Source organism: Pseudomonas sp. GW456-L12, from assembly GCF_059424045.1.
Map to the genome: position 1 here is coordinate 12,125 of NZ_JBWKZA010000007.1, position 13,949 is coordinate 26,073.

Annotated in this window: 13 protein-coding genes; 8 read left to right on the plus strand and 5 right to left on the minus strand. The window is 61.4% G+C overall.

The genetic code is table 11. The annotated features are described in order from the left end of the window. Window positions 1-75: 75 nt before the first annotated feature. The gene (locus AC07Y9_RS11010) at window positions 76-1,368 is read right to left on the minus strand and encodes an OprD family porin (protein ID WP_009042579.1); all 1,293 of its coding nucleotides are present in this window, start codon (window positions 1,366-1,368) and stop codon (window positions 76-78) included. Window positions 1,369-1,604: 236 nt separating this feature from the next. Between AC07Y9_RS11010 and AC07Y9_RS11015 the strand changes: the two genes are divergently transcribed. Together AC07Y9_RS11015 and AC07Y9_RS11020 are read left to right on the plus strand one after the other, a co-directional pair. Then, a complete protein-coding gene (locus AC07Y9_RS11015) occupies window positions 1,605-2,276 on the plus strand; it encodes a response regulator (protein ID WP_007930220.1) in 672 nt (223 codons plus the stop codon). Beyond that, window positions 2,269-3,654 (plus strand): sensor histidine kinase, encoded by a 1,386-nt coding sequence (locus tag AC07Y9_RS11020; protein WP_007930222.1) that lies wholly within the window; start codon window positions 2,269-2,271, stop codon window positions 3,652-3,654. Before AC07Y9_RS11015 ends, AC07Y9_RS11020 begins: the two co-directional genes overlap by 8 nt. A gap of 48 nt (window positions 3,655-3,702) precedes the next feature. On the opposite strand, the gene AC07Y9_RS11025 is transcribed toward AC07Y9_RS11020, so the two are convergent. Continuing rightward, window positions 3,703-4,524, minus strand: a complete 822-nt coding sequence (locus AC07Y9_RS11025) for an HDOD domain-containing protein (RefSeq protein ID WP_102679250.1) — start codon at window positions 4,522-4,524, stop codon at window positions 3,703-3,705. Between the two features lie 37 nt (window positions 4,525-4,561). Beyond that, a complete protein-coding gene (gene ygfZ / locus AC07Y9_RS11030; RefSeq protein WP_102679249.1) occupies window positions 4,562-5,503 on the minus strand; it encodes a CAF17-like 4Fe-4S cluster assembly/insertion protein YgfZ in 942 nt (313 codons plus the stop codon). Between the two features lie 149 nt (window positions 5,504-5,652). Here ygfZ and AC07Y9_RS11035 point away from each other — a divergent pair, with 149 nt between their 5' ends. Both AC07Y9_RS11035 and AC07Y9_RS11040 read left to right on the plus strand, forming a co-directional pair. Further along, the gene (locus AC07Y9_RS11035) at window positions 5,653-5,907 is read left to right on the plus strand and encodes an FAD assembly factor SdhE (RefSeq protein WP_007930227.1); all 255 of its coding nucleotides are present in this window, start codon (window positions 5,653-5,655) and stop codon (window positions 5,905-5,907) included. Beyond that, the gene (locus tag AC07Y9_RS11040; protein WP_102679248.1) at window positions 5,891-6,343 is read left to right on the plus strand and encodes a protein YgfX; all 453 of its coding nucleotides are present in this window, start codon (window positions 5,891-5,893) and stop codon (window positions 6,341-6,343) included. Before AC07Y9_RS11035 ends, AC07Y9_RS11040 begins: the two co-directional genes overlap by 17 nt. Here the strand turns inward: AC07Y9_RS11040 and nadB are convergent. Continuing rightward, the gene (nadB, locus tag AC07Y9_RS11045; protein WP_102679247.1) at window positions 6,312-7,928 is read right to left on the minus strand and encodes an L-aspartate oxidase; all 1,617 of its coding nucleotides are present in this window, start codon (window positions 7,926-7,928) and stop codon (window positions 6,312-6,314) included. The two genes, AC07Y9_RS11040 and nadB, sit on opposite strands and share 32 nt — an antisense overlap. A gap of 568 nt (window positions 7,929-8,496) precedes the next feature. Here nadB and rpoE point away from each other — a divergent pair. From rpoE to AC07Y9_RS11065, 4 genes are all read left to right on the plus strand, one after another. Continuing rightward, complete coding sequence (gene rpoE, locus AC07Y9_RS11050) at window positions 8,497-9,078, plus strand: RNA polymerase sigma factor RpoE/AlgU (RefSeq protein WP_007930230.1); 582 nt, start codon at window positions 8,497-8,499, stop codon at window positions 9,076-9,078. Between the two features lie 31 nt (window positions 9,079-9,109). Then, entirely contained in the window at window positions 9,110-9,697 is a 588-nt protein-coding gene (locus AC07Y9_RS11055) for a sigma-E factor negative regulatory protein (protein WP_007930231.1), read from the plus strand. An 8-nt stretch (window positions 9,698-9,705) separates the two neighbouring features. Further along, entirely contained in the window at window positions 9,706-10,668 is a 963-nt protein-coding gene (locus tag AC07Y9_RS11060; RefSeq protein WP_102679246.1) for a MucB/RseB C-terminal domain-containing protein, read from the plus strand. Between the two features lie 248 nt (window positions 10,669-10,916). After that, window positions 10,917-12,344 carry a DegQ family serine endoprotease gene (locus AC07Y9_RS11065; protein ID WP_007930233.1) on the plus strand — a complete coding sequence of 476 codons (1,428 nt, stop codon included), beginning with the start codon at window positions 10,917-10,919 and terminating at the stop codon, window positions 12,342-12,344. 77 nt (window positions 12,345-12,421) lie between these two features. Here the strand turns inward: AC07Y9_RS11065 and AC07Y9_RS11070 are convergent, their stop codons facing one another. Continuing rightward, complete coding sequence (locus tag AC07Y9_RS11070; protein WP_007930234.1) at window positions 12,422-13,855, minus strand: M48 family metalloprotease; 1,434 nt, start codon at window positions 13,853-13,855, stop codon at window positions 12,422-12,424. Window positions 13,856-13,949: the final 94 nt, after the last annotated feature.

The following is a 13,949-nucleotide window of genomic DNA, read 5'->3' on the forward strand; positions in this document are numbered from 1 at the left end:
TCTCCACAGGAGTTGTTGTTGTGTGTTGCATGCCAGGGGCCTTGGCAGGCGTGGCGCCTGCCGAAGGTCGGTCGATTACCAGAGCGCCAGGCTGTAGCTCACCAGCAGGCGCACTTCATCCGCATCGCGGGCTGAATAGTTGGAGCGGTAGGTGGCGTTGCGCAGGCGCACCGCGACGTCCTTGAAGGTGCCGCTTTGCACCACGTACTTGATCTCGGTGTTGCGTTCCCATTCCTTGCCGGTATCGCCGTTTTTCAGGGCGATGTTGTCGCCGCTCAGGTAGCGGGTCATGAAGGTCAGGCCGGGGATGCCGAGCTTGCCGAAGTCGTAGTCGTAGCGGGCTTGCCAGGAGCGTTCTTCGGCGCCGGCGAAGTCGTTGATCTGCACGAAGTTGACCAGGTACGGGTCGGCCCCGTCGAGGTAGGGGAAGGCGCTGTCGCCGGACATGTGCTGGTAGCCGGCGCTGAGTTTATGCCCGTTCAGGGCGTAGCTCACCAGGCCGTTGAGGGATTTGTTGTCGATCTTGCCGCCGCGGGCCTGGCCCTGGTCGTCACTGACGGCGAAGCGCAGGTCCGTGGCGAAGGTGCCCGGGCCCATCGGCTGCGAGGCGAGCAGGCCGAAGAAGTGCTGGTTGTAGACCTCGGCGAGCTGGGCGAAGTGGTAGCTGCCGGTGATCTTGTCGGTGAACTTGTAGTCCAGGCCGCCGAAGTCGAAGTGCTTGCCGGCGACGGTGCCGGCGAAGCGGCTGTTCTTGTTGTTGAGGGCGATGTCCTCGAAGTCGGTGCTGTCGCGATCCTTGGCTTTCTCCAGGCGGCCGCCGGTGAAGGTCAGGTTCTTGATTTCCCTGGAGGTCAGCAGGCCGCCCTCGAAGGTCTGCGGCAGGATGCGCCCGTCGTTGGGCTTGATGGTCGGCAGTTCCGGGATCAGGCTGCCGATCTTCAGTTCGGTGGCGGAGATTTTCACTTTGCCGGTCAGGCCGACTTTGGAGTACTCGTCGGCGGCGCGCCCGTCGTCGTGGGTCGGCAGCAGGCCGGTGCCGGTGCGGTCGGGGCTGGAGTCGAGCTTGATGCCGAGCATGCCCAGCGCGTCGACGCCGAAGCCCACGGTGCCGTCGGTGTAGCCCGATTGCAGGTTGAGCATGAAGCCCTGGGCCCATTCGTCGCGCTTGGATTGCTGGGCACTGGTGCCGCTGCGGAAATCGCGGTTGAAGTACATGTTGCGGGTTTCGAGGGTGGCGCTGCTGTCTTCGAAGAAGGCGGCCTGGCTGATCGGTGAGAAACCGGCAAGGGCGGCGGCGCTGGCGAGGGCGGTGTGGCTGAGACGGGAAAAACGAACAGGCTGGCAAGCCTGAGGCTGCATGGACAGCATCGTGTTGTACTCCGTTATTGTTCTTATTGGCGAAAACGCTTCGAGGCGTTTTTCGGGATGCCACCGGGGGGTAGCCACGGAAGTCGAAACAATCCGTGACAGGACTCTAAAGGGCCAACCTTTCGCTAACCTTTCAGCAGACTTTCACGGTTTTCGGGCTTCACAGCAGCGGTCCCGGCTGTAAACTCCGCGGCAATAAAAAATGCCGTCGATCCCCTGAACGAGGTAGGAAATCCATGCGCGTGCTTCTCGTCGAAGACCACCTGCAGCTGGCTGAAAGTGTCGCCCAGGCGCTCAAGAGCACGGGTTTGACCGTGGATGTGCTGCACGACGGAGTCGCCGCGGACCTGGCCCTGGGCAGCGAGGATTACGCCATGGCGATCCTCGATGTGGGCCTGCCGCGCATGGATGGTTTCGAAGTGCTGGCGCGCCTGCGTGCCCGGGGCAAGAACCTGCCGGTGCTGATGCTGACCGCGCGCAGCGATGTCAAGGACCGGGTCCACGGCCTCAACCTGGGGGCGGACGACTACCTGGCCAAGCCCTTCGAACTGACCGAGCTGGAAGCACGGGTCAAGGCCCTGCTGCGGCGCAGCGTGCTCGGCGGTGAGCGAGTACAGCGCTGCGGGGTGCTGGCCTACGACCTCGATACCCGGCGCTTTACCCTGGGTGAAGAGCTGCTGACCCTGACCTCCCGCGAGCAGGCGGTACTCGAGGCGCTGATCGCCCGGCCGGGTCGGGTCATGAGCAAGGAGCAACTGGCGTCCCAGGTGTTCGGCCTGGATGAAGAGGCCAGCCCGGATGCCATCGAAATCTATGTCCATCGCTTGCGCAAGAAACTCGACGGCCAGCCGGTGGCCATCGTCACCTTCCGCGGGCTTGGCTACCTGCTGGAAAGCCGCGATGCATAGGCCCAGCAGCCTGCGCTGGCGCCTGCTGTGGAACCTCGCGCTGCTGCTGGTGGTGCTGATGCTGGCCAGCGGCCTGAGTGCCTACTGGAACGGCCGCGAGGCGGCGGACACGGCTTACGATCGGACTTTGCTGGCCTCAGCCCGGACCATCGCCGCCGGTTTGTCCCAGCGTGACGGTGGCTTGAGCGCCAATGTGCCCTATGTCGCCCTCGATACCTTCGCCTACGACAGTGCCGGGCGGATCTATTACCAGGTCAACGATATCCATCAGAAGCTGATTTCCGGTTACGAAAACCTGCCCGGTCCGCCGCCGGGCACGCCGCGCACCGACGATTATCCGGCGCTGGCGCGGTTCTACGATGCTACTTACCAAGGGCAGAACGTCCGCGTGGTGAGCCTGCTCAAGGCGGTCAGCGAGCCGAACATGAACGGCATGGCGGAGATTCGCGTGGCGGAGACCGACGAGGCGCGGGTCCGCATGGCGCGCAGCCTGATGGCCGATACCCTATTGCGCCTGGGCATGCTGGCCATCGGTGCGTTGCTGCTGGTGTGGTTCGCGGTCAGCGCCGCGTTGCGCCCGCTGGAGCGTTTGCGCAGCGCGGTGGAGGAGCGCCAGCCCGACGACTTGCGGCCTTTGCCGCTGGTCGAGGTGCAACGCGAGTTGTGGCCCCTGGTGCGGGCGCTCAATCACTTCACCGAGCGACTGCGTGGCCAGTTCGAGCGTCAGGCGCAGTTCATCGCCGACGCCGCCCATGAATTACGCACCCCCCTGGCGGCGCTGAAGGCGCGCCTGGAATTGGGGCTGCGGGCCTCGGAGCCCGAGACCTGGCGTAATACCCTGGAAAGCGCCGCCCAGGGCACCGATCGCCTGACCCATCTGGCCAATCAACTGTTGTCCCTGGCGCGGATCGAAAACGGCGCCCGGGCGATTGCCGAGGGCGGCGCGCAATTGCTCGATCTCAGCCAGTTGGCCCGCGAGTTGGGCATGGCCATGGCGCCCTTGGCCCACGCCCGGGGTATCGCCCTGGCCCTGGAAGCCGACGAGCCGGTGTGGCTGCGCGGTGAACCAACCCTCTTGAACGAACTGCTGAGCAACCTGGTGGACAATGCCCTGGCCCACACCAAGCCGGGTGGAAACGTGATCCTGCGGGTCAGCGCGCCGGCGGTGCTGGAGGTGGAGGACGACGGCCCGGGGATTCCCCTGGAGGACCGCGACCGGGTATTCGAGCGCTTCTACCGACGCAACCCCCATGTCGCCGGTTCCGGCCTGGGCCTGGCGATCGTCGGCGAAATCTGTCGTGCCCATCTGGCGCAGATCAGCCTGCACGATGGCGCGCAGGCGGGGCTGAAGGTGCGGGTGAGTTTTAACGCGGGCTAGAGGCTGTGGTGCAGGTTCAGTAGAACATTGATTCAGTAGAGCATTGATTCAATAGAACATTGACCGCGACTCGGCCAGATCGCTGCACATTGCCTTGTTCTCGGGGTCGATCCCGAGTTTTTTGAAGGCTGGCACGCTGAGGATATCGATCTTCGCCAGTGGGTGGTCGGTGTCTTTGTGGCAATAGAGGCTGGCGATCTGCACCAGGTCGACGTAGTCCAGGCGCGCGGACTGGCGCTGGAAGTCCAGGTACTGCCCCGGCAGCTTGGCCAGCTGTTCCGGAAACTCCCAGACCTGCAGCAGCTTGTCGCCCAGCAACGGATGGATGTGCTCGATCACGTGGTTGAGGCTGACCGGGTCGGACAGCAGCTCATAGTGATCTTCCGCATAGGTCAGGATCGGCAGCACGCCGATCTGGTGCACCAGCCCGCCGAGGGCGGCCTGGTCGGGCTTCAACTGGGTATGGCTGCGGCACAGGGCATAGCTGACGCCGGCCACTTCCAGGCTTTTGCGCCAGACGTCATGCATCTTTTGCGCGATCACCTCCGAGCGGGCATGGAAAATCTGCTCCATGACCAGGCCGATGGCCAGGTTGCTGCTGTAGTTCACGCCCAGCCGGGTAATCGCGGTGTGCAGATCGGTGACTTCCTGGGTGGCGCGCAGCAGGGGGCTGTTGACCACTTTGATCAGGCGCGCCGACAGCGCCGTATCACGGCCAATCACTTTGCTCAGGGTACTGACGCTGATTTCCGGATCTTCAGCGGCCCGGCGAATCTGCAGGGCCACTTCCGGTAGCGTTGGCAGAACCAGGTCATCGTTGTCGATGGCCTCAACCAAATCCTGTTGGACCTTTTCCGCCAGCTCACTCATTTCTGTTCTCTAGGGGTATTGCAGGAAGTTGCGGCGATCAGCGCTGGATTTCTCGATCGCGATCCAGCTGGTAAGGCAGGTCCAGCAGGTGCAGCCCGGGACCTTCGAGCGCGCCAAGATGGAGATTGCCATCCTCTGCAGCTTCGGCTTGCAGTACGGCCAGGAGTTCAATGTTTTGTTCGGCACGCGCGGCAATCACCACCTCACCGATGGAGCTGCCGTGGGTCGGGGAGAACAGCGGGGTGCCGGGTTCCGGCAATTCTTCGGCGTTCAAGGCCAGGCGGTAGAGGCGGCGCTTGAGTTTGCCCAGGTACTGCATGCGCGCGACGATTTCCTGGCCGGTATAGCAGCCTTTCTTGAAACTGACGCCGCCGATGGCCTGCAGATTGAGCATCTGCGGGATAAACAGCTCACGAGTGGCCGGCATGACCTGGCCGATGCCGGCGCGGATCTGGCCCAGCAACCATTGATTGAGGTCGCCTTCGGGCAGTTGCGCGGCCAGCTGTTCGCGCAGGACCTCAGCTTTATCTGCGGGGGCCCAGAGCTCGGTCCGGTCCGCTGAAACACGAATGGCGATCAGGCCGTCGTTGCGGGCGACCGCGCCGTCTTCCGGCGGCAGTTCCAGCCCGAGACCGGCCAGCAGGGTATCGGCGTTGCCCAGGCCGAAGCGCGCCCACAGGGCACTTTCATCGCTGAGCTTGGCCTTGGAAAACACGGCGTATTTTTTCAGGTCCGCCAGTTGCGGCTCCAGCAACTCGGTGGCCATGGCCAGCAGGCAGCCATCGCCTTCGAGCAGGATGCGAAAGCTCGATTGCATGCGGCCTTTCTGGGTGCAACGGGCGCCCAGGCTGGATTGGCTATCACTGAGGTAATTGAGATTGCAGGTCAGCTGGCCCTGAAGGAACTTGCTGGCATCGGGGCCGCGGACGGCGAGAACGCCCTCGTGGGACAGGGAGCAGAAAAAAGCGGAATCAGCCATGGGTCATCGCAGGGTAAAAAGTCTGGCGAACATCATAAGGGGACGCCCTTGAAATGGGTAGTTCACAAAGGATGGGTGGTGACCGACCAAAGCCGACTGTTCTGGTGTCCGTCGGGCTGTATACTTGCGCTCTATTTGAGGAGCGCTCCATGGTCGAAGATGTTGAATTGAACCGCCTCTACTGGCACAGCCGCCGCGGCATGCTGGAACTGGACGTGTTGCTGGTGCCGTTCGTGAAAGAAGTCTATCCGCATCTGAACGATGTTGATCGTGCCTGCTACGTCAGGCTGCTCGAATGCGAAGATCAGGATATGTTCGGCTGGTTCATGGAACGCTCCGAATCCGAAGATCCCGAGCTGCAACGCATGGTCCGCATGATCCTGGATCGTGTCCAACCCAAGTAACGCCTTCGAATGCCGCTGGCAGCCTTCCAGGCAATTGCTGGCGGCCTATCTCCTGGCCCAGCTGTTCGCGCTGGGCGCCTTGCTGATGCTCGATATTCCACTCTGGGCCCGTCTGCTCGGGGTTCTGCTGTGCCTGGGTCACGGAGTCTGGGCGTTGCCGCGGCGGATTCTGCTGAATCATCCCTCGGCCTTCAGCGGTCTGCGTCGTAATGCCGATGGCTGGCAGTTATGGTGCGCCGGGCAGGGCTGGCGGCCGGTGCAACTGCGGCCTGACAGCTTGGCGCTGCCGCTGCTGGTGGTGTTGCGTTTTCGCCTGCCGGGCGAGCGCTGGGTAAGGTCGGTCTGTGTGCCGCGGGACGCGCAGGCGGCCGATGTGCATCGGCGCCTGCGCGTGCGGCTCAAGTTCAGTCGCCGTAGGTGGGCGGCACCAGGATAGTGTCCAGTGCTTCGGGCAGCAGGTTCGGGTAGTCGAGGGTGTAGTGCAGGCCCCGGCTTTCCTTGCGCTCCATGGCTGAACGAATCATCAGCTCGGCGACCTGGGCCAGGTTGCGCAACTCGATCAGGTCGCGGCTGACCTTGTAGTTGCTGTAGAACTCATCGATTTCGTCCAGCAGCAGGCGTACCCGGTGCTGAGCCCGTTGCAGGCGCTTGTTGGTGCGTACGATGCCGACATAGTCCCACATGAATCGCCGCAATTCGTCCCAGTTGTGCGCAATGATCACGTCTTCGTCGGAGTCGGTGACCTGGCTGGCGTCCCAGGCGGGTAGGGCGATCGGAATGGCGATCTGCGGCAGTTGCTCGAGAATGTCGGCTGCCGCGGAGCGGGCATAGACGAAGCATTCCAGCAGTGAGTTGCTGGCCATGCGATTGGCGCCGTGCAGGCCGGTAAAACTGGTTTCGCCAATGGCATACAGGCCCGGAACGTCGGTGCGGCCCTGCTGGTCGACCATCACCCCGCCGCAGGTGTAATGCGCGGCCGGTACCACCGGGATCGGCTGTTTGGTGATGTCGATGGAGAATTCCAGGCAGCGCTCGTACACGGTCGGGAAGTGGCTTTTGATAAAGGCTTCCGGTTTGTGGCTGATGTCCAGGTACACGCAATCGATACCCAGGCGCTTCATTTCATGGTCGATGGCCCGGGCGACGATATCCCGTGGTGCCAGTTCGGCACGCGGGTCGAAGCGCGGCATGAAGCGTTCGCCGTTGGGCAGCTTCAGGTGCGCGCCCTCGCCGCGCAGGGCTTCGGTGATCAGGAAGCTCTTGGCCTGCGGATGGTAGAGGCAGGTCGGGTGGAACTGGTTGAACTCCAGGTTGGCCACCCGGCAGCCCGAGCGCCAGGCCATGGCGATACCATCGCCACAGGCACCATCGGGGTTGCTGGTATAGAGGTAGACCTTGGCGGCACCGCCGGAAGCGAGGATGACAAAACGCGCACCGTAGGTATCGACCTCGCCGGTGGCGCGGTTGAGTACGTAGGCGCCGAGGCAGCGATCGCCTTCCAGTCCCAGGCGCTTTTCGGTAATCAGATCAACGGCGACCCGCTGTTCCAGCAGTTCGATATTCGGGCGTTGCCGGGTTTGCTCCAGCAACGTAGTGAAGATGGCCGCGCCGGTAGCGTCGGCGGCATGGATGATGCGGCGATGGCTGTGGCCGCCTTCGCGGGTCAGGTGAAATTCGAAACCGCCGTCTTCATTGCCCGATTGCTCGTCACGGGTGAAGGGCACGCCCTGATCGATCAGCCACTGGATCGCCTCGCGGCTGTGTTCGACGGTAAACCGTACGGCGTCTTCATGGCACAGGCCGCCACCGGCATTGAGGGTGTCGTCGACGTGGGATTCGACGGTATCGGTGTCGTCCAGCACTGCCGCGACGCCACCCTGAGCCCAATAGGTCGAGCCATTGGCGAGATCGCCCTTGCTCAATACGGCAATGCGCAGATGACCAGGCAAGGTCAGCGCAAGGCTCAAACCGGCAGCGCCGCTGCCTATCACCAGAACATCGTGTTGAAACTGTTGGCTCATTGGAAGATTCCGCTCAAAAGCGACCCGGGTCGGGGTTGGCGCAAGACGCCTGGATCGGCGAGTCAAAGCAGCCATGCAGCCCACTAGTATATAGAGGGGGGGATCGGCACAATAGCGGTGCCTTCGTGGCATTATGAAATTATGGAGGCGGGAAAGGCGGTCTTGCGAGGCAGTGATGGGTGGCTCGATTTTTCCGTCAAATCGGGGAGCTGGCGACTGTATCGAAGATGTAGCAACCTTTTTCTCTTCATGGTTACACAATGTCCGCTCTGTACGGCTATAAAGATTGGGAACTTTTGACACGGCCCCAAACTCAATAGAAGGTTGCCTGATAGAAGGGACAGCGTCGGTTTTATGCAGGACTGTGTCGTGGTCATGCAGCTCAATTCGACGACAGGATTATTCGCGCAGCCGGCCTTGCCCGCGCTGCGTTTTTCGTGCGTGCCAAATCAGAGCCCGCAGGAAACTTGCTTGGAGGGGGAGAACTTTTGCGAAAAGCCCGAGTCTATGTTTGCAAGCCTGATCGTTTAGTTATGCAAGCCTCCTCCGAGCTTATCGAGGAGTGTTCATGCTAACCCAGGAAGAGGATCAGCAGCTGGTCGAGCGCGTTCAGCGCGGCGACAAGCGAGCTTTCGATCTGCTAGTGCTGAAATACCAGCACAAAATTCTCGGGTTGATCGTGCGTTTTGTGCACGACACCCATGAAGCCCAGGATGTTGCACAAGAAGCCTTTATCAAGGCTTACCGTGCGCTTGGTAATTTCCGCGGTGACAGTGCGTTTTATACGTGGCTGTATCGTATCGCCATCAACACGGCGAAAAACTATCTGGTTTCGCGCGGCCGCCGGCCGCCGGATAGCGATGTCAGTTCCGAGGATGCGGAGTTCTACGATGGCGATCATGGCCTCAAGGATCTCGAATCGCCGGAGCGCGCATTGCTGCGGGATGAGATCGAAGGCACCGTCCATCGAACCATTCAGCAACTGCCAGAAGATTTGCGTACGGCTTTAACTTTACGTGAATTCGATGGTCTGAGTTACGAGGACATTGCCAGCGTCATGCAGTGTCCGGTGGGTACCGTGCGCTCCCGGATTTTCCGCGCTCGGGAAGCCATCGACAAAGCCCTGCAGCCGTTGTTGCAGGAAACCTGAGACAGCGGCGACAGCCAAGAGAGGAACCGCCATGAGTCGTGAAGCCCTGCAGGAATCGCTGTCCGCGGTGATGGATAACGAAGCGGACGAACTGGAATTACGTCGGGTATTGAATGCCGTCGACGAAGTGGAAACCCGTGAGACCTGGGCTCGTTACCAGATCGCCCGGGCGGCCATGCACAAGGAATTGCTGCTTCCGCGTCTGGACATCGCCGCGGCTGTTTCTGCTGCGCTGGCTGACGAAGCCGTACCGGCCAAGGCCACTCGTGGTCCATGGCGTAGCCTGGGTCGCCTGGCTGTTGCCGCATCGGTGACCGTTGCCGTATTGGCGGGTGTTCGCCTGTACAACCAGGATGAGATCGCTGGTGTCGAACTGGCACAGCAATCGAACCAGCCAACCCTGGCCGCTCCTCAAGTAAAAGGCCCAGCTGTATTGGCCGGCTACAATGAGAGTTCGGAAGCCCCTGGCCCTATGGCCAACGGCGTATTGCAAGGTCAGCCAGGCTGGCACGATCAGCGTCTGCCAAGCTACCTGCGTCAGCATGCTCAACAAGCTGCACTGAAGGGCACTGAAAGCGCTCTGCCTTATGCTCGTGCGGCGAGCCTGGAAAACCGTTAAGGAGGATCATGCGCGCCATCCCTCTACTCTCGCTTCTGCTCAGTGGCTGGTTCATTGTTCCAGCCCACGCCGACGAAGCTCAGGATTGGTTGAAACGTCTTGGGCAAGCCGAACAGCAGCAAAGCTTTCAGGGTACTTTCGTCTACGAGCGTAATGGTAGTTTTTCTACCCATAACATCTGGCATCGCGTCCAGGATGGCCAGGTCCGCGAGCGACTGATTCAGCTCGACGGTTCCGCTCAAGAGGTTGTGCGTGTTGATGGGCGTACCCAATGTGTCAGCGGTACGCTGGTGGCTGGACTGGGGGACGCCCCCAACTCTTCGGCCCACTCACTCGATCCAGAAAAACTCAAGAATTGGTACGACCTTGCCGTCATCGGCAAGTCGCGTGTGGCTGGGCGTTCCGCGGTCATTGTTTCCCTGACCCCGCGGGACCAGCACCGTTATGGTTTTGAATTGCATCTGGACCGCGAGACGGGCCTGCCGCTGAAATCGCTGCTGTTGAACGATAAGGGGCAGTTGCTCGAGCGCTTCCAGTTCACTCGCCTGGATACGGCGGATGTGCCGAAGGACAGCGAGCTGCAGGCCAGCGCCGAATGCAAGGCCGTGGCCCTGGACAGCGACAAGGCCTCCGCGGTGAAGGCTGCGCAGGCCTGGCATTCCGACTGGCTGCCGCCAGGCTTCGAGTTGACCAGCAGCAGTGCGCGTAAAGATCCCGACACCAAGACCATGGTCAACAGCCTGATGTATGACGATGGCCTGGCCCGCTTCTCGGTGTTCCTCGAACCGCTCAATGGCGCGACGGTGACTGACACCCGCACTCAACTGGGTCCGACCGTGGCGGTCTCCCGACGCCTGACCACGCCTGAAGGCGAGATGATGGTAACGGTGGTGGGTGAGATACCTATCGGTACCGCCGAACGGATCGCCTTGTCGATGCGTACCGACGCCGCTGCGCCCAAGACGCAGTGAGAGTACAGCCTCAGGTGTTCATCGAGCGTTAATGTTGGTTGTGTAAGAGGTCTGCAATGCCAGCTCTGCAATCGAGATATCTAAATGTTCGGTGAATATTTTCATTTGCAAAACCCCCTGTTTTTTCTTATAGGTCAGAGCCACTAGGTTCTGGCCTTGTTTGTCGTTTCCGGGACAAAAGTACTGTGCGAGTTGCCTGGTATTTCTTGTCCCTATCGCTTAACCACGCTCGTTGTAATGGGAGCCGTATGTCGATACCACGTTTGAAATCCTATCTCTCCATTTTCGCTACTGTGCTGGTGCTCGGTCAGGCCGTTACCGCACAGGCGGCGGACTTGCCTGACTTCACACAACTGGTCGAGCAGGCGTCGCCTGCAGTGGTCAACATCAGTACCACGCAGAAGCTCCCGGACCGCAAGGTTTCCGCCCAGATGCCGGACCTCGAAGGTCTGCCGCCGATGCTGCGCGAGTTTTTCGAGCGTGGCATGCCGCCGCAGCCGCGTTCGCCACGGGGCGATCGCCAGCGTGAAGCCCAGTCCCTGGGTTCTGGTTTCATCATTTCGTCGGACGGTTACATCCTGACCAACAACCATGTGATTGCCGACGCGGATGAAATCCTGGTCCGCCTGGCCGACCGCAGCGAATTGAAAGCCAAGCTGATTGGCACCGATCCACGCTCCGACGTGGCGTTGCTGAAGATCGATGGCAAGGACCTGCCGGTGCTGAAGCTGGGCAAATCCCAGGACCTGAAGGCCGGCCAGTGGGTAGTGGCTATCGGCTCGCCGTTTGGTTTCGACCACACCGTCACCCAGGGCATCGTCAGTGCCATCGGTCGTAGCCTGCCGAACGAAAACTATGTGCCGTTCATCCAGACCGACGTGCCGATCAACCCAGGTAACTCCGGTGGTCCGCTGTTCAACCTGGCCGGTGAAGTGGTGGGTATCAACTCGCAGATCTACACCCGTTCCGGCGGCTTCATGGGTGTGTCCTTCGCTATCCCGATCGATGTCGCCATGGACGTTTCCAACCAGCTGAAAGCCGGTGGCAAAGTCAGCCGCGGCTGGCTGGGCGTGGTTATCCAGGAAGTGAACAAAGACCTGGCGGAGTCCTTCGGCCTGGAGAAGCCGGCCGGTGCGCTGGTGGCCCAGATCCAGGACGACGGCCCGGCGGCCAAGGGCGGCCTGCAGGTGGGTGATGTGATCCTGAGCATGAACGGTCAACCGATTATCATGTCGGCGGACCTGCCGCATCTGGTCGGTGCCCTCAAGGCGGGTGCGAAAGCCAATTTGGAAGTGATTCGTGACGGCAAGCGCAAGAACGTCGAATTGACCGTTGGTGCGATTCCGGACGAAGACAAGGCCCTGGACGCCATTGGCAAGTCCGGTGCCGAGCGCAGCAGCAACCGTCTGGGCGTGGCGGTGGTCGAGCTGACCGATGAGCAGAAGAAAACCTACGACCTCAAGGGCGGTGTGGTGATCAAGGAAGTTCAGGATGGTCCAGCCGCGCTGATCGGCCTGCAGCCGGGCGACGTGATCACTCACCTGAACAATCAGGCGATCACTTCGACCAAGAACTTCACTGAAATCGCCCAGGCGCTGCCGAAGAACCGTTCGGTATCGATGCGGGTTCTGCGTCAGGGACGTGCCAGCTTCATTACCTTCAAGCTGGCCGAGTAATCCGTGTAGCGGATTGATCGCGCAATAAAAAGCCCGCCTCGAAAGAGGCGGGCTTTTTTTGTGGGCGCCGGTTGGGCTCAGCGCATCATGTCCTTGACCATCTGCTCCTGGTCCATCAGCTCACGCTGACGTGCATCGATCCGTGAAGACAGGGGGAAGTTGCTGCCGGCGCGACGTTTGGCGAAATCCAGCTGCTGGATCGCCTGGCGATAGTCGCCGACCAGGGCAAAGTATTCGGCCCGCGCCTGATGCAGGCCTATGATATTACCCGACAGGCCACGGGTTTCCGCCACCGAGTACCAGACGTCCGGATCGTCGGAGCGGGTCTTGAGCAGGCTTTCCAGGGCCTTTTCGGCGTCCGCCGGGCGATTCTGCTTGAGCAGCAGGTCGACCCTGACCTGGTTCAGTGGGTAGTTGCCCGGATACTGCGCAAGCATTTTATCCACCCGGGCCTGGGCGTCGGAAAAGCGGCTGGTGGCGGTATCCAGGTCGATCTGGGCCAGGTTGTAAGTGATGTCGTTAGGTTGCTTGGCCAGCAGCTGCTTGAGGTTTTCCCGGGCATCGTTGAACTGGCTGCCCTTGATCTGGGCGATGGCGAGGCCGTAGCGGGCGATGTCGTTTTTCGGGTTTTCGTCGAGCTGGGCGCGGAAACGCTTGGCACCCATGCCAGGGGACTCTTCGTAGATCAGCTGTACTCGTGCGCGAATCAGCTGGTAACGCAGGCTGTCTTCCTTACCGCCAGCCTTGGCCTGTTCGGCGCGGTTGCGGGTGTCGGCGATCCGCGATTCGGTGACCGGGTGAGTCAGCAGGAACTCCGGCGGCTTGGCGTCGAAACGGTACTGGCGCATCAGGCGCTCGAACATGGTCGGCATGGAGCGCGGGTCATAACCGGCCTTTTCCAGGTTGAGGATGCCGATGCGGTCGGCTTCCTGCTCGTTCTGCCGGGAGAAGCGCCGTTGTTCCTGGATGGCTGCGGCCTGGGTGCCGGCAATGGCGGCGATCCCGGCGTCGCCACCGCCCGCCGCGGCGATCACGATCCCGGCCAGCAGGGCGGCCATCATCGGCACCTGCATGCGTTGCGAAGCCTCGACGCCTCGGGCGAAGTGGCGTTGCGACAGGTGCGCCAATTCGTGAGCCAGCACCGAGGCATATTCGCCTTCGGTCTGGGCGTTGAGGAACAGTCCACCGTTGACCCCGACAATCCCGCCGGGAGCGGCAAACGCGTTGAGCTGCGGGCTGTTGATCAGGATGAACTCGAGGCGTCGGTCGTTGACCTGGCTGGTCTCGACCAGTTTGTAGACGCTGGTTTCGACGTAATCCTTGAGTTGCGGGTCGTTGAGTTGCGAAACCTGGCTGCGCAGCAACGCCAGCCAGGCGCGGCCCAGTTGGTGTTCCTGTTGGGGCGAGACAATGGCAGAACTGGCGTCACCGAGTGATGGCAGGTCGTCGGCGAAGCCTGGTGAGGCGAGCAGGCAAGCGAGCGTCAGCAGGGTAGGGCGCAAAAAAGTCATGCACAAAGCCTTAGTCGACAAAGAGTCTACTGTAGCCGGACACCAGGCCTTGGACCAGATATTCTAGGCACCTCGACGACCCTCCCGGAGTGAC

Bases quoted from the DNA above. Each gene is read 5' to 3' on its own strand.
- AC07Y9_RS11060 (WP_102679246.1), top strand. From the start codon at position 9,706: ATGCGCGCCATCCCTCTACTCTCGCTTCTGCTCAGTGGCTGGTTCATT.
- ygfZ (WP_102679249.1), bottom strand. From the start codon at position 5,503: ATGGCTGATTCCGCTTTTTTCTGCTCCCTGTCCCACGAGGGCGTTCTC.
- AC07Y9_RS11055 (WP_007930231.1), top strand. From the start codon at position 9,110: ATGAGTCGTGAAGCCCTGCAGGAATCGCTGTCCGCGGTGATGGATAAC.
- AC07Y9_RS11025 (WP_102679250.1), bottom strand. From the start codon at position 4,524: ATGAGTGAGCTGGCGGAAAAGGTCCAACAGGATTTGGTTGAGGCCATC.
- AC07Y9_RS11020 (WP_007930222.1), top strand. From the start codon at position 2,269: ATGCATAGGCCCAGCAGCCTGCGCTGGCGCCTGCTGTGGAACCTCGCG.
- AC07Y9_RS11015 (WP_007930220.1), top strand. From the start codon at position 1,605: ATGCGCGTGCTTCTCGTCGAAGACCACCTGCAGCTGGCTGAAAGTGTC.
- rpoE (WP_007930230.1), top strand. From the start codon at position 8,497: ATGCTAACCCAGGAAGAGGATCAGCAGCTGGTCGAGCGCGTTCAGCGC.
- AC07Y9_RS11010 (WP_009042579.1), bottom strand. From the start codon at position 1,368: ATGCTGTCCATGCAGCCTCAGGCTTGCCAGCCTGTTCGTTTTTCCCGT.
- AC07Y9_RS11065 (WP_007930233.1), top strand. From the start codon at position 10,917: ATGTCGATACCACGTTTGAAATCCTATCTCTCCATTTTCGCTACTGTG.
- nadB (WP_102679247.1), bottom strand. From the start codon at position 7,928: ATGAGCCAACAGTTTCAACACGATGTTCTGGTGATAGGCAGCGGCGCT.
- AC07Y9_RS11035 (WP_007930227.1), top strand. From the start codon at position 5,653: ATGGTCGAAGATGTTGAATTGAACCGCCTCTACTGGCACAGCCGCCGC.
- AC07Y9_RS11070 (WP_007930234.1), bottom strand. From the start codon at position 13,855: ATGACTTTTTTGCGCCCTACCCTGCTGACGCTCGCTTGCCTGCTCGCC.